Consider the following 22,931-nt stretch of genomic DNA (forward strand, 5'->3'; position numbering starts at 1 on the left):
AGCGGCCTCAGTGGCCCAGCGCGGCGCCGTCGCGCCGGGGGTCGGCGGCGCCATCCAGCCCTTGCGGCGTCACGCGGATCGCGGCGGCGCCGCTTTTCATTTCCACCTGTTCGATCTTGTGGCCCTGCGCGGCCAGCCGCGCGGCGGTTTGCTCCGGGACGCGGCCTTTCTCGATCTGGCTGCGGCCGGTGTTGCCTGCCACGTGCGGCAATGCCAGCGCATCGGCCGGGCGCAGGCCCCAGGCCAGCGTGCCGACCACGGCCTGGGCGATGTAGTCGACGATGTAGCCGCCGCCCGCCGAGCCGGTGACCAGCGCCAGCTTGCCGTCGCGGTCGAACACCATGGTGGGCGCCATCGAGGTGACCGGCCGCTTGTTGGGCGCCATGGCATTGGGCGCGCCCTTGCCATGCGCCGACGAGAAATTGGTCAGCGCGTTGTTCAGGAAGAAACCGTGCGGCATGAGCCACGAGCCGAAGTTCAGATTGATGGTGGTGGTCATCGACAGGGCGTTGCCCTGCGCGTCGACGATGGCGACCTGGCTGGTCTCGGTGGTGCCGGGCGCCTCGGCGCCTGCCGGCGCCGGCACGCCCGCGAACACGCCGGGACGCGGATGCGTCACGGCCCTGGCGGACAGCAGCGCGGCGCGTTCTCGCGTGTAGTCGGGCGCGATCAACTGGCGCACCGGCGCCTTGACCTGGTCCGGATCGCCGATATAGGCCAGCCGGTCGGCGCGGGCGATGCGGGCGCTGTCGATCAGCAGGTGGTCGGCCGCGGCCGAGCCGGGCGCGAGCGTGTCGATGCGGCGCGCGGCCAGCATGCCCAGTTGCTGCAGCACGGATACGCCGCCGAAGCTGGGCGGGGGGAAGGTGCAGACTTTCCATGACAGGAAGGGGCCGCAGATCGGCGTGCGTTCCGCCGGGCGATAGGCGGCCAGGTCCTGCGCCTGCATCAGGCTGGGATATTTGCCCGCGCCCACGGCGGCGAGGACGTCGGCGGTCAGCGCGCCGTGGTTGATGGCATCGGGATCGGCCGCGACCTTGCGCAGCGCGTCGGCCAGCAGCGGATTGCGGACCGTGGCGCCGACCGGCAGCACCTGGCCCTGCGCGTCGTAGAAGATTTTGCGGATCGCCGGATTCTCGGCCAACTGAGGCAGCCGCCGCAGGCTGTCGTGCAGATAAGGCGACATCGGGAAACCGTCTTCGGCGCTGCGGATGCCGGCCTGGAACAGGCTGGCCCAGGGCAGCTTGCCATAGCGCTGGTGCGCCAGCGCCATGACGCGCACGGTGCCGGGCACGCCGACCGGCCGGCCGTAGCGCGCCACGTCCTTGAGCGGCAGGGTGTCGCCGTTGACGTCGGTGCGCAGGCTGGCGGTGACGCGCGCCGGCGCCGCGGCCAGGCCGTCCAGCGCCGACAGCGTGGCGCTGCCCTGATCCCACACCAGCATCAACGAACCGCCGCCCAGGCCGGACGATTGCGGTTCCACCACGGTCAGCACCATCTGCACGGCGATGGCGGCGTCGACTACGCTGCCGCCGCGCTTGAGGGCGTCGAGTCCGGCGGCGGCGGCCAGCGGATTGGCGGCGGCAACCATTCCTGCCAGGGGCTGGGTCTGTGTGTTGGTCTGGGCCTGGGCGGAGGCGGCCGCGCACAAGGCGAGGGCGGCCAGGAAACGCGCGGGGCTGCGGGCTAGCGTAGGCATGGGGCGCTCCGGGAAGGACGACGGGCCATTATTCGCCCGTCATGGCGTCCTGTCCATAGCGGCCCCGGCGCGGCCTGGCGCGCCGCTGCAGCACCGGGCCAGCCGCCGTGGCGGGGGGGCTACGCCGGAGCGCGTCGCGCGATGGCGTCGATCCAGAAGCGGGTGGAGGGGTCCTGCGGCGCGACCTGTTGCGACGGCGAGTCCAGCTCGCGGATGATGTTCTTGGCCAGGGCCTTGCCGAATTCCACGCCCCACTGGTCGAACGGATTGATGCCCCAGATAACGCCTTGCGCGAACACCTTGTGCTCGTACAGCGCCAGCAATGCGCCCAGGGTGTAGGCCTCCAGGTGCGGCAGCACGATCAGTGACGAGGGCCGGCCGCCAGGATGCACCTTGTGCTGCGCCAGCAGGCGCGCGCGCGCCGGATCGGCTTCGACCCGCGAGGTCTCCGCGAGCGCTTCCTCGAACGATTTGCCGCGCAGCAGCGCGGCGCGCTGGGCCAGGCAATTGGCGATCAGCAGTTCGTGGTGGCGGGCATAGGCGTGGTCGGGCTGCTCGCACAGGATGAAATCGACGGGCGCGCCCGCGGTGTCCTGGTGCAGCCATTGGAAGAAGGTGTGCTGGCAGTCCGTGCCCGGCATGCCCCAGACGGCCGGACCGGTCGGTACGCCAGTGGGGCTGCCGTCCGCCGTGGCCACCTTGCCGAGCGATTCCATCTCGAGCTGCTGGGCCCAGGGGACCACGTGGAAGAGGCGCGAATCGTACGGCGCGATGACCAGCGAGTCGAAGCCCAGCACGCTGCGGTTGACGACGCCGGCCAGGGCCAGTTGCAGCGGCGCGTTTTCGGCCAGCGGCGCATGGTGGAAATGCTCGTCCATGGCGGCGGCGCCCGCCAGCAACTGGTCGAAGGTGTCGTTGCCCAGCGCCAGCGCGACCGGCAGGCCGATGGCCGACCACAGCGAATAGCGCCCGCCGACCCAGTCCCAGATCTGGAAGATGTGGTCCGGCGAGATGCCCAGGTTGAGCGCGGCCTCGACGTTGGCGGTTACGGCGACCACCTGCTTGATCGGATCCGCCACGCCGGCGTCGCGCAGCCAGTTCATGGCGACTTCGGCATTGGCCAGCGGTTCGGTGGTGGTGAACGATTTGGACGCCACGATCACCAGCGTCTCGTGCGGGTCGAGGCGAACCATGGCGTCGGCCACGGAATGCGAGTCGACATTCGAGGCAAAGTGCACGTCACGCTTGACGCCGCCATAACGCAGGGCGCGGTTGACCAAACGGGGACCCCAGTCGCTGCCGCCGATGCCCAGGTGCAGCACGCAGCGGTAGCGTTTGGCGGCGTCGGCCGCACGCACGAATTGGCGCACGCGTTCACGTTCGGCCAGCACGGCCGCGGCCACCATGGCAGGCGGCTGGGCTGCGCGCAGCGCGGTATGCCAGGCCGGGCGCTGCTCCGTCCAGTTGGCGTTGCCGCCATCGAACAGCCGCGCGCGCGCCGCCTCGAAGCCTTGCTGCTCCAGCAGCGCGGCCGCGGCCTCATGCAATGCCGGCGAATGCGCCTGCGCGGTCAAGTCCAGGCGCAGCCCGGGGGCGTTGATCAGTCGCAGTTGCTCGCCGCGCCGGTCGGCGTTGCGTGCCGCGGTGGCGAAGCGGGTCCAGGCGGGGCTGTTGAGCAGTGGCATGTTTTTTTAAAAGGGCAGGGAGGCGTCGGGCGCCAGTTTAGCCAGTTCGCGCCGGAAGTCACCTTGGATACGGGCCAGCGCCTCGGCGGTTTGCGCCTCGAAGCGCAGCACCACGACCGGCGTGGTGTTGGACGGGCGGGCCAGGCCGAAGCCATCGGGATATTCGGCGCGCACGCCGTCGATGGTGACCACGCGCGTTGCGCCGGGGAACTGGCCCTGTTCCTGCAGCGCCTGCACCAGCGTGAAGGGCTGGCCTTCTTCCATTTCCAGCTTCAGTTCCGGGGTCGAGACATCCTGCGGCAGGGCCTCCAGCGGCGCGCCGGCGTCGGCATGGCGCGACACGATTTCCAGCAGGCGGGCGCCGGTGTAGAGCCCGTCGTCGAAACCATACCAGCGTTCCTTGAAGAAGATATGGCCGCTCATCTCTCCGGCCAGCGGCGCGCCGGTTTCGGCCAGCTTGGCCTTGACCAGCGAGTGGCCTGTCTTCCACATCAGCGGTTCGCCGCCCGCCGCCTGCACCGACAGCCCGACATGGCGGCTGCACTTGACGTCGTAGATGATGGTGGCGCCGGGATTGCGTTCCAGCACGTCGCGGGCGAACAGCACCAGTTGGCGGTCGGGCCAGATGATCTGGCCGGACTTGGTCACCACGCCGAGGCGGTCGCCGTCGCCGTCGAAGGCCAGGCCGAGCTCGCAGTCGGTGGTGGCCAGGCAGTGGATCAGGTCCTGCAGATTCTTCGGTTCAGCGGGATCGGGGTGGTGGTTGGGGAAGGTGCCGTCCACTTCGCAGAACAGTTCGGTGACCTCGCAGCCCAGGGCGCGGAACAGCTTGGGGGCGATGGCGCCGGCGACGCCGTTGCCGCAGTCGATCGCGATCTTCATGGGGCGGGCGAGCTTCACGCCCGAGGCGACGCGCGCGATGTACGCGGCCACCAGGTCCAGTTCGCGGCGCACGCCAGTGCGGGCCGCGGGCGCGTCCGGGCCGCCGTTCATGCGGCGCGCCAGGGCTTGCACGTCCTCGCCGTACAGCGCGCGGCCGCCCATCATCATCTTGAAGCCGTTGTACTTGGGCGGGTTGTGGCTGCCGGTGATGGCCACGCCCGATCCGGTCTGCATGATGTGGGTGGCGAAATACACCAGCGGCGTGGGCACCTGTCCGATATCCAGGGTATCGACGCCGCCTTCCAGCATGCCTTCCTGCAGCGCCTGCGACAGCATCTCGCTGCTCAGGCGGCCGTCGCGGCCCACCACCAGCGTCTGCACCCCCTGGTCGCGCGCGACCGCGGCCAGCGCCGCGCCCAGCGAGCGGGCGAAGCGCGCGTCGATCAGATCCGGGACGGTGCCGCGGATGTCATAAGCTTTGAAGACAGAAGAGGGGAATTGCGCGTTGTTGGTCACGTTGAATCCTTATTGTTTGCCACGGCTTGCCGCGGCAGGACCGTCCGGAAGGGTGACGGCCTGCTGGTAAACCCGGATACCGGCGCGCGCCGGCTCCAGGGGGGCGGACTTGAATTATCCTCCATTGGGCGTTCGCGTGCCGCCCTGATCTGGTGCGCGATCGACTCCCTTTTCGCCTTGTTCCGGTGCGCCGGAGCAACGGAACCGGACCTTTCCTGACCTGTCGGCCGGTGGCATGGAACTTGCTGGTCATCCGAAGGTGATACGCTTGTCATGCAAGCGGAGAGACCAGAAAGACCGGAGGGGCCCATGGGAGCCAAAGTATCCACAGTCACGTCATCGGGCGGCGCCCGGCGCAGGCGCGGGCCGCCCACGGACTTCGCCGGGCCGGCCGCCGGGCGGGAACGCCGGCTCGACATCCATGTATTCGTATCGCCCGAGGGCGAGCTGGCCACGGGCCGCGCCTGGGAGCGCTGTGTCTGGCGCGACGCCCGCGTGTTGATCGCCGAATGCCCGGCGCCGCATCTGCCGGCCTCGGTCGAAAGCGCCTTGCGCGGGGTCGCCGCCAGCGTGGCGCGGGACCGCGCCTGGCAGGGCATGGGCACGGTGGCCTTTTCGCTGGATGACCGCAGCGGCGTGTTCCGCGTGATCCGCGCCGAGGCGCAGCCGCGTTCGGGCGCCGCGGTGGCCGATTTCGAACCGGTCGCGGCGCATGCGCTGGAAGTGCGCATCGACGGTTGCGCCGACCGCCACATGCCGTGCACGCACCTGCTGGTGTGCGGCGCGACCCGCGGCGAAGCGCTGCGGCGCGCCTATCGTGCCCTGTCCGAAATGCCGGGCCCCGCGGGCGTGGACCGGGCGTTCCTGATGAACCGCATCGCCTCGCGCGCCTATTGCACGGGCCTGACGGGGACGCGCCTGGACCAGGCGGTCGGCTAGACCGGGCCCCTCGGCTCTGCCAGCCTCTACAATAGTCCGCACCAACCTTGAACAGCGCCCGGGCGCGGCCCGGCGCGATATTTCCGTGCGGCGCCTATGACCTTGTTGAGCGAATTGCAGTCCCTCCTGGGCGAGTCCCATGTGTTGACCGGCGCCGATGCCGAACCTTTCACGCTGGACTGGCGTCGTCGCTATCGCGGCCAGGCGCTGGCCGTGGTCCGGCCCGGCTCCACGCAGGAAGTGGCCGACGCCATCAAACTGTGCGCGCGCCAGGGCGTGCCGGTGGTGCCGCAGGGCGGCAATACCGGCCTGTGCGGCGGCGCCACGCCCGACGATTCCGGCAGCGCCGTGGTGTTGTCCACCGCGCGCCTGAACCGGGTGCGCGCGCTCGATACCGACAACGACACCATCACCGTGGAAGCCGGTTGCATCCTGCAGGCCGTGCAGCAGGCCGCCGCCGACGCCGGCCGCCTGTTCCCGTTGAGCCTGGCGGCCGAGGGCAGTTGCACCATCGGCGGCAACCTCGCCACCAACGCCGGCGGCACCCAGGTGCTGCGCTACGGCAATACACGCGACCTGGCGCTGGGCCTGGAAGTGGTCACCGCCGAGGGCGAGATCTGGAACGGCCTGCGCGGCCTGCGCAAGGACAACACCGGCTACGACCTGCGCGATCTCTACATCGGCAGTGAAGGCACGCTGGGCATCATCACCGCCGCCACGCTCAAGCTGTTCCCGCGGCCGGTCGCGTCCTGCACCGCGCTGCTGACGCTGGACAGCATCGACAACGCGGTCGAGCTGCTGTCGCGGGCCCGCGCCGGCTTCGGCGCCGCGCTGACCGGCTTCGAGCTGATGGGCGGCGACTGCCTGCAGGCGGTGGTGCGCCTGTTCCCCCAGCAGCGCCTGCCGTTCGAGGGCGCGTCCGCCGCCTCGCCCTGGTTTGCGCTGCTGGAGCTGTCCGACAGCGAAAGCGAGGCGCATGCGCGCGAGCGCTTCGAGACGGTGCTGGGCGAGGCCATCGAGGCCGGCCTGGTGAACGACGCGGCCATCGCCGCCAATGTCGCGCAGAGCAAGGCGCTGTGGCACCTGCGCGAGAGCATTCCGCTGGCCGAGGCGGAACTGGGCAAGTCGGTCAAGCACGACGTCTCGATCCCGATCTCGGCCATCGCCGGCTTCGTGCACCAGACCAATGGCCTGCTGCAGGCGCGCTTTCCGGGCGTGCGCCACGTGATCTTCGGCCACCTGGGAGATGGCAACCTGCATTACAACGTCGCCAGCGCGCCAGGCCAGACCGAAACCGAGTTGCTGGCGCTGCAGGGCGACATCTATGGCGTGGTGCATGACAGCGTGCATGCACACGCAGGTTCCATCAGCGCCGAACACGGCGTCGGCCAGCTCAAGCGCGACGAGCTGCCGCGCTACAAGAGTCCGGTCGAGCTGGCCCTGATGCGCCGTATCAAGCGCGCGCTGGACCCGCAAGGCCTGATGAATCCGGGCAAGGTGCTGCAAGCCTGAGCGGGGCGGCACAACCTTCTTTCCACGGGGAGCGAGAACATGGCGGCCAGTCCCGCAGCGGGTGCGAATCACCGGATCCTGATCGTCGAGGACGATCACATCATCGCCGGCAATCTCTACACCTTCCTGGAAGCGCGCGGTTTCCTGCCCGACGTGGCCTACAGCGGTCCGGCCGCGCTCCAGCGCCTGGAAGAGCAGCGGTTCGACGCCATGATCCTGGACATCGGCCTGCCTGGCATGGACGGCAATGCGGTCCTGCACACGGTGCGCGCGGACCGGCGCCTGCCGCTGCCGGTGCTGGTGCTGACGGCGCGCGACAGCCTTGACGACAAGCTGGCCGGTTTTTCCCATGGCGCCGACGACTACCTGACCAAGCCCTTCGCGCTGCTCGAGGTCGAGGCGCGCCTGCTGGCGCTGATCCAGCGCGCCAAGGGCTCGACCGTGGACACGGTGCGGGTGTTCGGAGAGCTGGCCTATGACACCCGCAGCCGCATGGTGTCGATCGGCGGCAAGCCGGTGCACCTGACGCGCAAGGCCATCATCATCCTGGAGGCGCTGCTGCGCGACCCGGGCCGGGTGGTGTCGCGCGAGGAGCTGGAATCGCAATTGTGGGGCAGCGAGCCGCCGTCTTCCGACGCCCTGCGCAGCCAGGTGCACCTGCTGCGCCGCGCCCTGGCCGACGCCGGCTTCGACGGCATCGAGACCCTGCACGGCACGGGCTGGCGCCTGGTGACGGGGGAGCGCAGCGCATGAGCCGGATCGCGGGCGGCGGGACCCTGACGCAACGGGTGGTGTGGGCGTTGACCGGCACCGTGGCGCTGTTCGTGACGGCGCTGGCCCTGCTTGCCTACCTGACGTTCGACCAGATGGAAGACGATCTGGTGAACGATATCCTCAACACCGAAATGGACCGTCTGGTGCAGCACGCCCGCACCAGCGACCAGTTCCTGCCGCGCCGCGGCGCCCGCGAGCTGGGCGGCTCGATGCGCGCCTGGCTCAGCATCGACGGCCAGGCGCCCGTCGGCATGCCGGAGGAGATCCGCGGGCTCGACAACGGCCTGCACCTGATCGAGCCCGGCGCCTACACCTGGCACGTCATGGTGGCCGACACCGGCAACGGCAAGGTCTACCTGCTGTATGACGCCACCGACAACGAAGAGCGGGTGCATGATTTCGGCCTGATCGTGCTGGGGGTCGGCGCGATCTGCGTGGTCGGGGCCTACGCCCTGTCGCGGCGGGTGGCGGCGGTGGCGGTCGGCCCCTTGCTGGAACTGACCGACCGCCTGTCGACGTGGGCGCCGGGCGCGCCCGACCTGGCCGTGACCCGCGACGACGAGGCGGGCCGGCTGATCGAGGCCTTCAACCGGGTGCAGAACCAGGTCGACCGCTCGATCGCGCGCGAACGCGAGTTCGCCGGCAACCTCAGCCACGAGGTGCGCACGCCGCTGGCCGCGATCCGCTCCGACAGCGAGCTGATGCTGCTGACCCAGGACCTGACGCCCGACCAGCGCCAACGGCTGACGCGGGTGATCGACAACGTCGACGACGTCATCGTCTGCCTGGAAAGCGCCCGCGCCATGGCCCGCGACCAGATGCGCCCTCCCGAGCCGGTCGACCTGTCCGAATGCATGCTGGACGCCTGGCGTGGCTACGAAACCCAGGCCGGCATGGCCGATCTGCGTTTCGACAACGCCATCCCGGCGGACCACATCCGCATCCTCGACCGCTACGCCTTGCTGACGGTCCTGCGCAACCTGGTGCGCAACGCGGTCGAGCACGCGGCGCCGGCGACGCTCACGGCCAGCCTGGGCGCCGATGGCGCGCTGCAACTGAGCGACGACGGCAAGGGCATCGCCGCGGACGACCTGCCATTCCTGTTCCGCCGTTACTACAGCGGCCGCCTGCGGGACTCGGGGACTGCCGGACGCGATGAAACCGCGCGTGGCCTGGGGTTGGCCATCGCCAAGCGGGTCTGCGACATGCAGGGCTGGACGCTGACGGTGGATTCGTCGCGCGAGGGGCCGCAGCGCGGCACCCGGTTCACCTTGCGCCTGGACGCGGCGGGGGGCGCGGCGTAGGGCGACGGCGGGGGCAATTGACGGGGCGCCGGCCCCGTCCCGGCGAGGCCGAATTTGACGAATTTTCGACTATCGGCCGCCTAAGCTGCTTGCTTCGGCCGACCGCCATCGTCCCCCGCGCTACATGTCACCCCTATATCCGCCAGCGGCCGACCGGCCGACGCCCGCCTTCTACTTCTCCACGCATGTCCTCGGGGTGACGCTGATGCTGGCGTGCCTGGCATGGTGGGTCAACGCCTCGGGCCTGGACCTGGCTATCGCCCGCGCCCTGTTCAGCGCGCCGCTGGACGACTTCCCCCTGCACACCAACCGCTGGCTCGAACTCGTCGGCCATCGCATGGTGCTGGCCCTGCCCATCGGCATGGCGCTGGGGGCGATCGCCGTGGTCGCGGCCAGCTACCGCATTCCCGCGTGGCGCCACCTGCGCGGCGCGGCGCTGGCGGTGGCGGTGACCTGTATCGTGGGGCAGTTGGCCGTCACGCAGCTCAAGCACCACACCACGTTGCCGCGCCCCTATGACCTGGAGACGCTGGGCGGATACACCCCGTATCCGTTGTCATGGTGGACCTGGGATCGCGCCAAGTCGGGCGGGGCGCTGCCGAGCGGCCACGCCGGCGCCGGTTACTCCATGCTGACCCTGTATTTCGCCGGCTGGGCCGCGCAGCGGCCCGGATGGCGCTGGTGGGGGCTGGCCGTGGGCATCGCCGCGGGCGTCGGATTCTCGATCGTGCGCGTCCTGCAGGGCGCGCATTTCCTGAGCCAGACGCTGTGGTCGGCGGCCCTGATGTGGCTGCTGGCCGCGTTGTTCTTCTGGCCGGTGCTGCGGGGCCAGGCCGCGCCCGGCGGCCCGGCCCGCATGCCGGGCGTTCAGTTCAGCAGCACCCCCGGCAGCCACAGCGAGAACGCCGGCACGTAGGTGACCAGGGCCAGCGCGGCCAGCAATGCGCCATAGAACGGCCAGATGGTCCGCATCACCGTCCCGACCGAGACCCCGCCGATGGCGCAGCCCACGAACTGCGTGGTGCCCACCGGCGGCGTGTTCAGCCCCAGCGCGCAATTCAGCAGCATCACCATGCCGAACTGCACCGGCCCCATGCCGTACTGCATGCAGATCGGCAGGAAGATCGGGGTGCAGATCAGGATGGTCGCGGCCATGTCCAGGAACGTGCCCAGCACGAACAGGATCACGTTGACCATCAGGAAGATCGCCCACGGACTGGTGGACACCGACGCCATCAGCTCGCCGGTCTTCTCCGCCACGCCGTAGAAGCTGATCAGGTAGCCGAAGGTGGCCGAGATGCCGATCAGCAGCAGCACCACGCCGGTCGTCTTGACCGCCTTGCTGGCGGCGCGCACGAACTGGTCCCAGGTCAGCGAGCGATACACGAAGATCGTCAGCGCCAGCGCGTACAGCACGGCCACCGCGGCCGATTCCGTGGCGGTGAAGACCCCGCTCAGGATGCCCACGATGATCAGCACCACCACGAACAGCCCCGGCGTCGCGGCCACCAGCGAGCGCGCCACGATGCGCCAGCCGGGGAAGGTGCCGGCGGGATAGCCGCGGCTGCGCGCCACGAAGTAGGCCGCCGCCAGGTTGCACAGCGTCAGGATCAGCGCCGGCACCACCCCGGCCGCGATCAGGGCCGCGATCGACACCTTGCCGCCCGCCGCCAGCGTGTAGATGATGATGTTGTGGCTGGTCGGCATCAGCGCGCCCACCAGCGCCGCGTGGGTGGTGACGTTGACCGCGTAATCGGCGTGATAGCCCTCGCGCTTCATCATCGGGATCATCACCGAGCCCATCGCCGACACGTCCGCCACCGGCGAACCCGACACGCCGCCGAACAGCGTGCAGGCCACCACGTTGGACATGCCCAGGCCGCCGCGCACGTGGCCCACCAGCGACTTGGCGAAGGCCACGATGCGGTCGGCGATGCCGCCGTACAGCATCAGCTCTCCGGTGAAGATGAAGAACGGGATGGCCAGGAACGAAAACGCATTCATGCCCGAGGTCATCTGCTGGAAGGCCACCGCCAGCGGAAGGTCCTCGTACATGATCGCGGTGATGGACGACAGCCCGATGGCGAACGCCACCGGCACGCCGATCACCAGGAAGCCCATGAAGGTGAAGGAGAGTAGGGTCAGCGCCATGCCGGTACCACCTTTTGGTTGCGCATCAGGGCGATGACGTGCTCGACCGAGAACAGCGCGATCAGGACGCCGGACAGGGCCGCGGGCACGTACTTCCAGCCATTGGAGATGCCCAGGTTGGGAATCTTGTAGGCCCACACGGATTCGGCCAGCAGGGCGCAGTTCCACGCCATCAGCGCGCCGAACAGCAGCACCAGCAGGTGGATGAAGATCTTCAGGCGCCGCTGGCCCGCCGCCGGCAGCGCGTCGACCAGCGATTCGAAGCCGATGTGGCCGGCGTCGCGCACGCCGACGGCCGCGCCCAGCATGGTGACGTACAGCACCAGCAGCAGCGCCAGGCTCTCGGCCCAGGTGGGCGTGCTGTTCAGCACGTGGCGGCCGACGATCTGCAGTGTGACCGCGACGATCAGGCAGACCAGCCCGAACACGCTGGTCCACATGCATAGCCGCGCCAGCCGGGCGCAGCCGCGGGAATAGGCGTCCAGCGGGGCAGCCAGGGCATGCGCCCGGCCCCCCGCCGCGACATCCGGGTCATTGGTAGAGGTAGCCAACATGCGGATTCCTTATTGGACGGCCTGGATCTTGGCGACCAGGTCTTTCATGTCGGGCGTGGTGACGAAGCGGTCGTAGACCGGCTTCATCGCCACCTGGAACGAGGCCTTGTCGACCTCGACGATCTGTGAACCGGCCTTCTCGACCACCGCGCGCGACTTCTGCTCGCGCTCGTCCCACAGCTTGCGCATGTAGGGCACCGACTCGCGCGCGGCTTCGCGCAGGATCTTCTGGTCGTCGGCCGACAGCTTGTCCCACTGGCGCTTGGAGAAGATCAGCATTTCCGGCGTCATGGTGTGCTCGGTCAGCGCGTAGTATTTGGCGACCTCGTAGTGATGCGCGCTTTCGTAGCTCGGGTAGTTGTTCTCGGCCGCGTCCACCAGCCCGGTCTTGAGCGAGGTGTAGACCTCGCCCATCGGCATCGGCGTGGCGTTGCCGCCCATGGCTTCCACCATCGCCACCGACAGGTCCGACTGCTGCACCCGAATTTTCAGGCCCTTGGCGTCGGCCAGCGTCTTGATCGGCTTGTTGCGCGTGTACATCGAGCGCGAGCCGCTGTCGTACCAGGCCAGGCCGACAAAGCCCGCCGCTTCGCACGACTTCAGGATCTGCTCGCCGATCTCGCTGTCGAGCACCTTGTGCAGATGCTCCTTGGAACGGAACAGGAACGGCAGCGACGGCACGCGGGTGGTCTGGCAGATGTTGTGCATGGCGGCGCTGGACACGCGCGCCATGGCCAGCGCGCCCATCTTCACCTGCTCGATCGAGTCGTCTTCATTGCCGAGCGCGCCGCCGGCATACACCTTGACGGTGATGCGGCCGTTGGTGCGCTGCTTGACCAGTTCGCCGAACTGGCGCACGGCCTGCACGGTGGGGTAATCGTCGGGATGGATGTCCGCGGAGCGCAGCTCGGCGGCACGGGTGGCGGGAATCAGCGTCAGCAAAGCGGCCGCGGCCAGGATGGCGCGGGTCAGGGTCGGGCGCAACATGTCTACCTCCGGTCGGGAGTACGGCGTTTCGTTGAGGGCCATTGCGGCCCCGAAGCTCTTCGATGTGTACGGACCTGCTCACTACTCGTGCGTGGGCGCTTGGGGCGCCGCGGTCGGGTGCTAACCGGCGCTTGCGGTTTCCTCCAGGCCCCGCGCGCCGGGGCGCAGGATGAAGACGGCGCCGCTGATGGAATCGGGCGCGGCATCGGCGGGGCGGATCGACGTGACCAGCAACTGGTCCAGTCGGGGGCCGCCGAACGCGCACATGGCGACACGGGCGGCCGGCACTTCCAGGCTGCGGTCGAGGCGGCCGTCCGGGGTGTAGCGGTAGACGCGGCCGGCCTCGTTGCCGCAGATCCAGTAGCCGCCATCGGCATCGACCGCGGCGCCGTCGGGACGACCGGCCGGCAGTTTCGGGATGAAGACGCGGCGGTTGCGCGGCAGGCCGTCGGCGATGTCGTAGTCGAAGGCCCAGACCACCTGCCGCGACGGGTGCGAGTCGGACAGGTACATGGTCCTGCCGTCGGGGCTGAAGGCCAGGCCGTTGGGCACGATCAGGTCATCGACGATCGCTTCCAGCGGTTGGCCGGGGGCGTAGCGGTACAGTTTGCCGGCGTTGCGGGCCAGGCCCATGTCCATGACCATGGTGCCAGCCAGGAAGCGGCCCTGGCGGTCGCAGCGGCCGTCATTGAAGCGCATGCCGGGCACGCCGTGGCGAACCGGCGCCAGCGGCGCGGGCCGGCAGGGCTGGCCGGCTTGCAGCGGGCCGCAGGCGTACAGCCCGTCCTCCATCGCCAGCAGCCAGCCGTCGCCGCGCGGGGCGATGCAGCCGGCCATCTGCGGCAGCGCCCAATGATCCAGCCGGTCGCTGGCCGGCGTCCAGCGCCACAGCGCGCGGCCGGGAATGTCGGTCCAGTGGAACGACTGGTCGGCGCTGCGCCACACGGGGCTTTCGCCCACGCCGCAGAGCACGGTCCCGATGCGTTCGGCAGAGGTCGCCATGGTGGGAAGGGGCAGGTGTCAGCGCGGCGGAAAAGGGAACGGGCCGGCCTTGACGAAGGCGCCGCCCTGGTAGCGCGCGGCAGGATCGTCGGCCGGCAGCGGCGGCAGCGCCTCGACCTGCGCGCGGAATATCTCGGAAGAGTCCTTGGGCGCGAAGCCGAGCGCGGCGGCGCCATGGTTGTCCCACCAACTGTCGCGGTTGGCCGAGGCGCCGTAGGCGATCAGGTGGCCGACATTGGGCGTGAACAGCGAACGCACCACCAGGTCGGTCAGGTCGTCGTAGCTGAGCCAGGTCACCATCATGCGGCGGTCCTTCGGCTCGGGGAACGACGAACCGATGCGCAGGCAGACCGTCTCGATGCCGTAGCGGTCGTAGTAGAAGCGCGACAGGTTTTCGCCATAGGCCTTGCTCAGGCCGTAGTAACCGTCGGGCCGCAGCGGCACGTCGGCGTCCAGGCGCGCGCCCTGCTCGTAGAAGCCAATGACGTGGTTGGAGCTGGCGAATACCACCCGCCGCACGCCGTGGATGCGCGCGGCTTCATACACGTGGTAGACCCCCTGGATGTTGGCCGGCAGGATTTCCTCGAAGGAACGTTCCACGGAAACGCCACCCAGGTGCACAATGGCGTCGACGCCGCGCACCAGTTCGGAGACGGCGGCGGGGTCGGCCAGGTTGCAGGGCACGACTTCCTCGCCGTCGGCGGCGGGCGCCATGGCCGCGACGTCCGACACCCGCAGGACGTCGGCACAGGCTTTCAGGCGCGGCCGCAGTACCTGGCCCAGGTTGCCGGCGGCGCCGGTCAATAACAAACGATGGCAGCGGGGGGAGACAGGCATGCGGTCGACAGCTAGGCTCATGGCGCAACGCTCGGTGGGGTGGACTCGCCTGGTACGTTATCGTACAACTAGTCCAAAGTATAATAAGCACGAATTTTTGCAGTCAAGCGCCACGCAACCGCTTTGGGACAATCCCTGATGAACGCTCCTGTCGATACCCCCGTCCTGCCGCAGCGTCGTCCACGGAACCTGGCCCAGGGCCTGGTGGAGAACATCTCCGAACGCATCCGTAGCGGCGAGATCCGCCCCGGCGACAAGCTGCCCACCGAATCCGAGATCATGCGGCAGTTTGGCGTCAGCCGCACCGTGGTGCGCGAAGCGCTGTCGCGGCTGCAGGCCTCGGGCCTGGTCGAAACCCATCACGGCGTTGGCACCTACGCGCTCGAACCCAGCGGCGGCGGCGATTTCCGCGTCGACCCCGCCGACATCGCCACGGTGCGCGACGTGCTGGTGCTGCTGGAACTGCGCATCTGCTTGGAAAGCGAGGCCGCCGGCCTGGCCGCCGTGCGCCGCAGCGAAGTCCAACTGGCCGAGATGCGGCGCGCGCTGGATGCCTTCAAGGCCGCGCTGGACAGCGGCGGCGACACCATCACGCCGGATTTCCAGTTCCACCTGCTGGTATCGCAGGCCACCGATAATCGTTATTTCGCCGACCTCATGTCGCACCTGGGTTCGGCCATCATCCCCCGCACCCGCATCAATTCGGCCAAGTTCGCCCACGAGGACCGCGCCGCCTACCTGTCGCGCGTCAACCTGGAACACGAGGATATCTACAGCGCCATCGTGCGCCAAGATGCCGAAGGCGCGCGCGCCGCGATGCGCACCCACCTGAGCAACAGCCGCGAGCGCCTGCGCCGGGTGCAATGACGCCTTTTAGGCGAAATCTGATGTCGTACAACATGACAGGGGTGTCAATCGCCTGACATTGGCGCGCGCCCGACCGCCGGCGGCGCTGCGGCGCGTCAATCCGCGTTAACCTTGGCCGTTTTCAATCACCGGACGGCAGGCATGGTTTGGCTGGGTAATCGCGGGCAGGGTAAGCGCGGCGCATCAACGGATTTCATTCGTCCAGGGAGGGCCGCCGCATGCGCCGCCTGACGCTCCGTTTCATCGTGTCCGTGCTGGTTCTGCTGACGTTGAGCCGGCTGGGCCTGTCGTTGTGGATGTGGGGCCGGGTCGAGGCGGCCGGCGGCCTGTGGCCGGTGCTGTTCGGCGGCCTGCGTATCGACGTCTGCCTGCTGTCCATGGTGATCGCACTGCCGGCGGTGTTTTCGCCCTGGCTGGGGCACCGCCCGTGGGCCGCGCGCGTCGCCGCCTGGTGGTTCCGCGTCTGGTGGATGCTGTACGTGCTGCTGGAAGTCTCCACGCCGCAGTTCATCGCCGAATACGACACGCGCCCGAACCGCCTGTATTTCATCTACCTGCTCAACCCGAAGGAAGTCGGCTCGATGCTGTGGCAGGGCTACAAGGGCGTGCTGCTGGCCGCCCTGGTGGTGCTGCTGGTGGCCGCGTGGCTGGCGGTCAAGTTGTTCCCGACGCGGGTGCGCGATCCGTTCCTGGCGTGGTGGAAGCGGCCGCTGGCATCGCTGGCGATTCTGGCGCTGGTGGTGCTGGGCGCGCGCGGCACGCTGGAGCATCGTCCCATCAACCCGGCCAAGGTCGCGTTCAGTTCGGACGCCATGGTCAATTCGCTGGCGCTCAATTCGCTCTACAGTGTGTTCGATGCCGCCTACCGCATGCGCGACGAGCGCTCGTCCGCCGCGATGTATCCGAAGATGCCGGTGGACGAAATGAACGCCATCGTGCGCGACAAGGCTGGCCTGACGGGCGCGCCGCTGGATCCGCGCTATCCCAGCCTGCACGAGCAGAAGGCCACGGTGCGGCGCGACAAGCCGCTCAACCTGGTGATCATCCTGCAGGAAAGCCTGGGCGCGCAGTATGTCGGCAGCCTGGGCGGCAAGGACTTGACGCCCAACATCGACCGCCTCGGCAAGGAAGGCTGGATGTTCCATCGCGCCTACGCCACCGGCACGCGCTCGGTGCGCGGCATCGAGGCGGTCACCGCGGGCTTCCTGCCCAGCGTGGCCGATGCGGTGGTGAAGCTGCCGCGCTCGCAGACCGGCTTCTTCACGCTGGCGCAGGTGCTGGGCAAGCATGGCTACCATTCGCGCTTCGTCTATGGCGGCGAGTCGCACTTCGACAACATGCGCGCCTTCTTCCTGGGCAATGGCTTTGACGAGATCGTCGATCGCCCGAAGTTCGAGAATCCGGTGTTCGAAGGCTCGTGGGGCGCGTCCGACGAAGACATGTTCACCCAGGTCGACCGCCTGCTGCGCGCCGACGGCGACAAGCCGGTGTTCACGCTGGCGTTTTCGGTCAGCAACCATTCGCCGTGGGAGTATCCGGCGGGCCGCATCCAGCCGGTGGGCGATCCGGCCAGCGTCGACAACACCGTGCGCTACGCCGACTGGGCGCTGGGCCAGTTCTTCGACAAGGCGCGCAAGGCGCCGTACTGGGACAACACCGTGTTCCTGGTGATCGCCGATCATGATTCCCGCGTCTACGGTTCGATCCCGGTGCCGGTGCGGCACTTCCAGATCCCGGCCCTGATCCTGGGCGCGGGCATCGCGCCGCGCCAGGACGAGCGCATCGTCAGCCAGATCGACATGGCGCCCACGCTGCTGTCGCTGATCGGGCTGGATAACGTCAACCCGATGCTGGGCGCGGACCTGACGCAGCGCGATCCCAATCGCGCGCTGATGCAGTACGCCGACAACTTCGGCTACCTGCAGGGCGACAAGCTGCTGGTGCTGGAGCCGTCCAAGGCGCCGCGCGAATTCCGTTATCGCGCCGCGCCGGTCGGGCAGGACGAGACCTATGAGCCGGTCGAACCGGCGGACGAGGCCTTGAGCAAGGAAGCGCTGGCGCATGCCTTGTGGGCCAGTTGGGTCTACCGCGAAGAAAAATACCGCCTGCCTTGACTTCGCCCCGTCTGGCCCGCGGTCCGGTTTGATCCCGCTCAAACCGGCTCGCGGCCAGTCCTCGCACACTCGCGCTCATGACTTTTCCCGATCCGCTCGCCGGCCCGAGCCGGCCCCCTGTCGCTGACGCAAGCGACGCGCCCGCGTCCGCGCTGGCCGCGCGTTGGCGCGGTTGGCCCGTGCCACGCGGCCGTCTGGCCTGGCTGACTGGCGTCTTCAGCGTGATGATGATCGGCGTCAGCACGCTGTTCTGGTGCCTGCTCCTGTTCCCCCTGGCGCTGCTGAAACTGGCGCTGCCGTTTGCCGCGGCGCGGCGCCGCATCGATCCCGTCCTCAATGGCATCGCCACGGCCTGGATCAGCGTCAACACCGCCTGGTTCTCGCGCATCCAGCGCGCGCCCTGGGACGTGCGCGGCCATGCCGGCCTGCGCTACGCCGATTGGTACCTGGTCAACTGCAATCACCAGTCCTGGGTCGATATCTTCGTGCTGCAAGGCGCGCTGAACCGCCGCATTCCGTTGCTGAAGTTCTTCCTCAAGCAGCAGCTCATCTACGTGCCGGTGATCGGGCTGGCCTGGTGGGCGCTGGACTTTCCGTTCATGAAGCGCCACGGCAAGGCCGACCTGCGCCGCAATCCGGCCCTGGGGCGCCAGGACCAGGAAACCGCGCGCCGCGCCTGCCAGAAGTTCTCGCTGGTGCCGACCAGCGTGATGGTGTTCGCCGAGGGCACGCGCTTCACCCCGGCCAAGCGCGATGCTCAGGGCTCGCCGTACCGCCACTTGCTCAAGCCCAAGGCGGGCGGGCTGGCGGTGTCGTTGAACGCGATGGGCACGCGCTTTCGCTCGATGATCGATGTCACCATCGCCTATCCGGCGGGCGTGCCCAGCTTCTGGGACATGGCCTGCGGCCGCATGGGCACGGTGCGGGTGCGCATGCACCAGGTGCCGGTGCCGCCGGCCTTCTGCGACGGCGACTACAGCCGCGACAAGGCCTTCCGCACCGAATTCCACCACTGGCTGGGCCGGCAGTGGCAGGCCAAGGACGACGAGATCGAGGCGTTGATGGCCGATGCGGCCGCCACGCCCCGATCCTGACGGACTGCCCTTACACCCGCGCCGGCAGCACGGTGCCCGAGCATTCGCCGAAGCCGATGCGCGGATAGCCGGCCTTGACGCACTCGGCGCGCATGATGACCTGGTCGCCATCCTGCAGGAAGGTGCGCTTCTCGCCCCAGGGCAGCTCGATCGGCTGCTTGCCGCCGTGGTTCAGTTCCAGCATCGAACCGGCTTCCGAGGGCTGCGGGCCGGACAGCGTGCCGGTGCCGAGCATGTCGCCCGGCTGCAGGTTGCAGCCGTTCACCGTGTGGTGCGTGATCAACTGCGCCACATTCCAGTACGCATCGCGGAAGTTGCTGCGCGACAGCCGCGCCGGCGCCTGCTTGCCGGCGCGCGACTGTTCGGTCGTGAGCAGCACTTCCATCTGCACGTCGTAGGCGCCCTTGGCGCGGTTGGCATCGGAGGCCAGGTACGGCAGCGGCTGCGGCTCGGACGGGCCGCGGTTCCATTGCGTGCGGAACGGTTCCAGCGCTTCCATGGTGACAATCCACGGCGAGATGGTCGAGGCGAAGTTCTTCGACAGGAACGGGCCCAGCGGCTGGTATTCCCAGCCCTGGATGTCGCGCGCCGACCAGTCGTTCAGGATGCACAGGCCGAAGACGTGCGCATCGGCGTCCGCCAGCTTGATGCGGTCGCCCTGGGCGTTGCCGGTGCCGACGAAGATGCCCAGTTCCAGTTCGTAGTCCAGCCGCGCGCACGGGCCGAATTGCGGCGCCTCGCCTTCGTTGGCGGGGCGGGTCTGGCCGACCGGGCGGGGGAACTTCTGGTCCACGCCGATGCTGGAGGCGCGGCCGTGGTAGCCGATCGGCACCCACTTGTAGTTCGGCAGCAGGGGATTGTCGGGGCGGAACTGCTTGCCGATGGCGGTGGCGTGGTGCACCGAGATGTAGAAGTCGGTGTAGTCGCCGATGCGGGCGGGCGTGGTGTATTCGGCGTCGGCCTGGGCCACCAGCAGCGGCTCGACCGTGGCGCGCAGCGCGGCGCCTTCGCGCAGCGCGCGCGACAGCGCCAGGCGCAGCGCGCTCCAGTGGGCCTGGCCCAGGGCCATCAGCGCGTTCAGGCTGTCGCCCTGGCAGGCGGCCAGCGCCTCGGCGGCGGCGCCCTCGAACGGCTTGGCGGCGGCCAGCGCCGCCAGGTCGACGATCTGGTCGCCGATGGCCACGCCGGGGCGGAACGACTCCTGCGAGCCCTTGCGGCGGAACGCGGCGTAGGGCAGGTTCTGCACCGGGAAGTCCGACGCGCCGGTGTTGGCGCTGGCAACCCAGCTCTTGAGCGACGGGTCGTGGGTTTCGTTGATGGCGGTGGTCATGAGGAATGTCTCGTTCAATGTGTTTATAAGGGCGCGGCGGGCGCCGGAAAAATCCAAAGCCAAACGGCGATGCGCTTGCGCGCATCGCCGTGGGCGGGCGTGACGGGAGAGAAAACGGTCACGCCTTGGCGGGATCGAAATGCTTCTGCAGGCCCTGCCAGCACCGGTAATAGTCGCCCTGCAATTCTACCGAGGCCAAGGCCTGCGCCGTCGGGCGGATTACGCGCCGCGTCTCGAACATGAAAGCCATGGTGTCGCGGATGTAGTGCGCGGTGCTGGTGTCGGCGCGCGAGGCCTTCTCGAAGGTCTCGGCGTCGGGGCCGTGGCCGCTCATGCAGTTGTGCAGGCTCGCGCCGCCCGGGGCGAAGCCATCGGCCTTGGCGTCGTACACGCCCTGGATCAGGCCCATGAATTCGCTGGCGACGTTGCGGTGGAACCAGGGCGGACGGAAGGTGTTCTCCATCGCCAGGATGCGCGGCGGGAAGATGGCGAAGTCCATGTTGGCCGTGCCCGGGGTGTCGGACGGCGCGGTCAGCACCGTGAAGATCGACGGGTCCGGATGGTCGTAGCTGATCGAGCCGATGGTGTTGAAGTGGCGCAGGTCGTACTTGTAGGGCGCGTGCGTGCCGTGCCAGGCCACCACGTCCAGCGGCGAATGGCCGATCGCGGCGCGCCAGAAGCCGCCGGTGAACTTGGCGATCAGTTCGAAGTCGCCTTCCAGGTCTTCGTACCAGGCCACCGGCGTCTTGAAGTCGCGGGCGTTGGCCAGGCAGTTCGAGCCGATCGGGCCCAGTTCCGGCAGGCGCAGCGCGGCGCCGAAGTTCTCCAGCATGTAGCCGCGCGCGCTGTCGTCCAGCAGTTGCACGCTGAAGCGCACGCCGCGCGGGATCACGGCGATCTCCAGCGGCTCCAGGTCGATCAGGCCCAGTTCGGTGGCCAGGCGCAGGCGGCCCTGCTGCGGCACCAGCAGCAGCTCGCCGTCGGCGTTATAGAAATAGCGGCCCAGCATCGAGCGGTTGGCGGCATACAGGTGGATGCCGACGCCGCTTTGCTCATCGGGGCCGCCGTTGCCGCCCCAGGTCTTCACGCCTTCGATGAAATCGGTGGGCGCGGTGGGAATGGGCAAGGGGCTCCAGCGCAGTTGATTGGGCGTGACCGGGCCGTGACCGAACGCGCTTTCCCAGCCCTTGACGCCGCCAAACGGCTCGAACGGCTTGTGCTGCGCGCCCGGGCGGATGCGGTAGAGCCAGGAGCGGCGGTTCTCGCTGCGCGGCGCGGTGAAGGCGGTGCCGGACAACTGCTCGGCGTACAGGCCATAGGGACATTGCTGGGGCGAATTGCGGCCCAGCGGCAGCGCGCCGGGCAGGGCTTCGGTGGCACAGTCGTTGCCGAAACCGGTCTGGTAGTGCAGTTCCATGGAATCCTCCTGGGTGGCGCGCGATGCGTGGCCGCGCGGTCTTGGTCGTGGCGCGCCGGATGAAATGCTCCGGCGCCGATACGCCATTGTCGGAAAATTCCCCCACTATGGCTACGGGAATGCAAAAATAGCAACTATAAATCTTGTGAATAGTAGGGGTGCCTGATGGCGGACTTGCGCGACGTCGACCTGAACCTGTTGATCCTGTTCCAGCACTTGCTGGAGGACCGCAACCTGTCCGCCGTGGCGCGGCGGCTGGACCTGTCGCAGCCGGCGGTCAGCAACGCCCTGCGCCGGCTGCGGCTGGCGTTCGGCGACGAGCTGTTCGTGCGCACCGCCCAGGGCATGCTGCCGACGCCGCGCGCGCAGCGGCTGGCCGGCCCGGTCAGCGAGGCGTTGGCCCTGTTGTCGCAGGCCTTGCAGGACCAGGAGGCGTTCGATGCCGCCACCAGCACGCGGCGTTTCCGCGTGGCCATGACCGATGTCGGCGAGATCCATTTCATGCCGCGCCTGATGGAAGTCTGCGTGCAGGTCGCGCCGCTGGTGCGCATCGATTCGGTGCGGGTCCAGGGGCCGGACCTGCCGCGCGAGATGGAGGCGGGCCGGGTCGACCTGGCCATCGGCGCCTTCGACGAGATGGGGGCGGGCACCTTGCAGCGCATGTTGTTCCGGCAGGGGTACGCCACGCTCTTTCGCCAGGCGCATCCCACGGCCCACCCCGGCATGGGGTTGAAGGCGTTTCGCGCCGAGCGTCATCTCATCGTGTCGCGGGCCGCGCCCTATGGGCAGGTCAACCAGTCGATGGAGCGGGCCGGCGTCGCGCTGGCCGAGCACTTCAGCGTGCCGCATTTCTCGGCCGTGCCGTACATCGTCAGCGCCACCGACCTGCTGGCGACCGTGCCCGAAAAACTGGCGGCGAGCGCCGCGCAGCCATTCGGCCTGCGCTACATGACGCCGCCGGTGAAGGTGCCGGCGCTGCAGACCAATATGTACTGGCAGCGCCGCTACGATCGCGATGGGGGCAACCAGTGGTTGCGCGCCCTGATCGTCAATGCGTTTGCGGTGGGTTCGCCGCCGGCGTGACCGACGCGCGGGCCTGCGCCAGCGCCTCGCGCAGCACCGCCATGTCGCCCAGGTGGTTGGCCAGCAGCAGGATCAGCGCGGCGTTCATTTCCTGGCTCTGCTCGTTGCTCAGGTCGCGATGGGCGTCGATCAGCGCTTCGTAGAAGTCGTCCGGCGCGGCCAGGTTGGTTTCGGTAATCAGCAT

General features: G+C 68.8%; 20 protein-coding genes. 9 read left to right on the forward strand and 11 right to left on the reverse strand.

Features of this window, described 5'->3' with window-relative positions:
- Nucleotides 1–7: 7 nt before the first annotated feature.
- The 3 genes from SB816_RS05260 to SB816_RS05270 all read right to left on the reverse strand — a co-directional run bounded on the left by SB816_RS05260 (nt 8) and on the right by SB816_RS05270 (nt 4,782).
- Nucleotides 8–1,699: a gamma-glutamyltransferase family protein gene (locus SB816_RS05260; RefSeq protein WP_240806445.1), complete on the reverse strand. Its 1,692-nt coding sequence runs from the start codon at nt 1,697–1,699 to the stop codon at nt 8–10.
- A 119-nt stretch (nt 1,700–1,818) separates the two neighbouring features.
- On the reverse strand, nt 1,819–3,384 hold the full coding sequence (gene pgi / locus SB816_RS05265; protein ID WP_175143478.1) for a glucose-6-phosphate isomerase: 1,566 nt from the start codon (nt 3,382–3,384) through the stop codon (nt 1,819–1,821).
- Nucleotides 3,385–3,390: 6 nt separating this feature from the next.
- Entirely contained in the window at nt 3,391–4,782 is a 1,392-nt protein-coding gene (locus SB816_RS05270; protein WP_175143479.1) for a phosphomannomutase/phosphoglucomutase, read from the reverse strand.
- Between the two features lie 309 nt (nt 4,783–5,091).
- On the opposite strand from SB816_RS05270, the gene SB816_RS05275 reads away from it, so the two are divergent.
- From SB816_RS05275 to SB816_RS05295, 5 genes are all read left to right on the forward strand, one after another.
- Entirely contained in the window at nt 5,092–5,721 is a 630-nt protein-coding gene (locus tag SB816_RS05275; RefSeq protein ID WP_054500674.1) for a BPTD_3102 family carboxylase-like protein, read from the forward strand.
- A gap of 96 nt (nt 5,722–5,817) precedes the next feature.
- The gene (locus tag SB816_RS05280) at nt 5,818–7,233 is read left to right on the forward strand and encodes an FAD-binding oxidoreductase (protein WP_175143481.1); all 1,416 of its coding nucleotides are present in this window, start codon (nt 5,818–5,820) and stop codon (nt 7,231–7,233) included.
- A gap of 39 nt (nt 7,234–7,272) precedes the next feature.
- A complete protein-coding gene (locus SB816_RS05285) occupies nt 7,273–7,986 on the forward strand; it encodes a response regulator transcription factor (RefSeq protein ID WP_054500676.1) in 714 nt (237 codons plus the stop codon).
- Nucleotides 7,983–9,311: a sensor histidine kinase gene (locus SB816_RS05290; protein WP_054500677.1), complete on the forward strand. Its 1,329-nt coding sequence runs from the start codon at nt 7,983–7,985 to the stop codon at nt 9,309–9,311. Before SB816_RS05285 ends, SB816_RS05290 begins: the two co-directional genes overlap by 4 nt.
- 124 nt (nt 9,312–9,435) lie before the next feature.
- Entirely contained in the window at nt 9,436–10,227 is a 792-nt protein-coding gene (locus tag SB816_RS05295) for a phosphatase PAP2 family protein (protein WP_054500678.1), read from the forward strand.
- Here the strand turns inward: SB816_RS05295 and SB816_RS05300 are convergent.
- From SB816_RS05300 to SB816_RS05320, 5 genes are all read right to left on the reverse strand, one after another.
- Complete coding sequence (locus SB816_RS05300) at nt 10,179–11,462, reverse strand: TRAP transporter large permease (protein WP_049076186.1); 1,284 nt, start codon at nt 11,460–11,462, stop codon at nt 10,179–10,181. The two genes, SB816_RS05295 and SB816_RS05300, sit on opposite strands and share 49 nt — an antisense overlap.
- On the reverse strand, nt 11,453–12,016 hold the full coding sequence (locus tag SB816_RS05305; RefSeq protein ID WP_410546588.1) for a TRAP transporter small permease: 564 nt from the start codon (nt 12,014–12,016) through the stop codon (nt 11,453–11,455). Before SB816_RS05305 ends, SB816_RS05300 begins: the two co-directional genes overlap by 10 nt.
- A 9-nt stretch (nt 12,017–12,025) precedes the next feature.
- Nucleotides 12,026–13,003 carry a TRAP transporter substrate-binding protein gene (locus tag SB816_RS05310; RefSeq protein ID WP_064528570.1) on the reverse strand — a complete coding sequence of 326 codons (978 nt, stop codon included), beginning with the start codon at nt 13,001–13,003 and terminating at the stop codon, nt 12,026–12,028.
- A 120-nt stretch (nt 13,004–13,123) separates the two neighbouring features.
- Nucleotides 13,124–14,005 carry an SMP-30/gluconolactonase/LRE family protein gene (locus tag SB816_RS05315; RefSeq protein ID WP_269872115.1) on the reverse strand — a complete coding sequence of 294 codons (882 nt, stop codon included), beginning with the start codon at nt 14,003–14,005 and terminating at the stop codon, nt 13,124–13,126.
- Between the two features lie 18 nt (nt 14,006–14,023).
- Nucleotides 14,024–14,863, reverse strand: a complete 840-nt coding sequence (locus SB816_RS05320; protein WP_410546589.1) for an NAD-dependent epimerase/dehydratase family protein — start codon at nt 14,861–14,863, stop codon at nt 14,024–14,026.
- Between the two features lie 117 nt (nt 14,864–14,980).
- Here SB816_RS05320 and SB816_RS05325 point away from each other — a divergent pair, with 117 nt between their 5' ends.
- From SB816_RS05325 to SB816_RS05335, 3 genes are all read left to right on the forward strand, one after another.
- Nucleotides 14,981–15,709, forward strand: a complete 729-nt coding sequence (locus tag SB816_RS05325; RefSeq protein ID WP_054500682.1) for a FadR/GntR family transcriptional regulator — start codon at nt 14,981–14,983, stop codon at nt 15,707–15,709.
- A gap of 218 nt (nt 15,710–15,927) precedes the next feature.
- Entirely contained in the window at nt 15,928–17,823 is a 1,896-nt protein-coding gene (locus SB816_RS05330; protein ID WP_410546590.1) for an LTA synthase family protein, read from the forward strand.
- Nucleotides 17,824–18,002: 179 nt separating this feature from the next.
- Nucleotides 18,003–18,917, forward strand: coding sequence for an acyltransferase (locus SB816_RS05335; protein ID WP_410546591.1), 915 nt, complete (start codon nt 18,003–18,005; stop codon nt 18,915–18,917).
- 10 nt (nt 18,918–18,927) lie between these two features.
- Here the strand turns inward: SB816_RS05335 and fahA are convergent, their stop codons facing one another.
- Together fahA and hmgA are read right to left on the reverse strand one after the other, a co-directional pair.
- Entirely contained in the window at nt 18,928–20,247 is a 1,320-nt protein-coding gene (fahA, locus tag SB816_RS05340; protein ID WP_064528560.1) for a fumarylacetoacetase, read from the reverse strand.
- Nucleotides 20,248–20,365: 118 nt separating this feature from the next.
- Nucleotides 20,366–21,664: a homogentisate 1,2-dioxygenase gene (gene hmgA, locus SB816_RS05345; protein ID WP_410546592.1), complete on the reverse strand. Its 1,299-nt coding sequence runs from the start codon at nt 21,662–21,664 to the stop codon at nt 20,366–20,368.
- Nucleotides 21,665–21,829: 165 nt separating this feature from the next.
- Here hmgA and SB816_RS05350 point away from each other — a divergent pair, with 165 nt between their 5' ends.
- Complete coding sequence (locus tag SB816_RS05350) at nt 21,830–22,747, forward strand: LysR family transcriptional regulator (protein WP_410546593.1); 918 nt, start codon at nt 21,830–21,832, stop codon at nt 22,745–22,747.
- Here SB816_RS05350 and SB816_RS05355 read toward each other — a convergent pair.
- Nucleotides 22,713–22,931, reverse strand: coding sequence for a DUF2783 domain-containing protein (locus SB816_RS05355; protein WP_049076175.1), 219 nt, complete (start codon nt 22,929–22,931; stop codon nt 22,713–22,715). The two genes, SB816_RS05350 and SB816_RS05355, sit on opposite strands and share 35 nt — an antisense overlap.

Source organism: Achromobacter sp. SIMBA_011, from assembly GCF_046535435.1.
In the GTDB taxonomy this organism is placed as follows: Bacteria; Pseudomonadota; Gammaproteobacteria; order Burkholderiales; family Burkholderiaceae_B; genus Achromobacter; species Achromobacter dolens.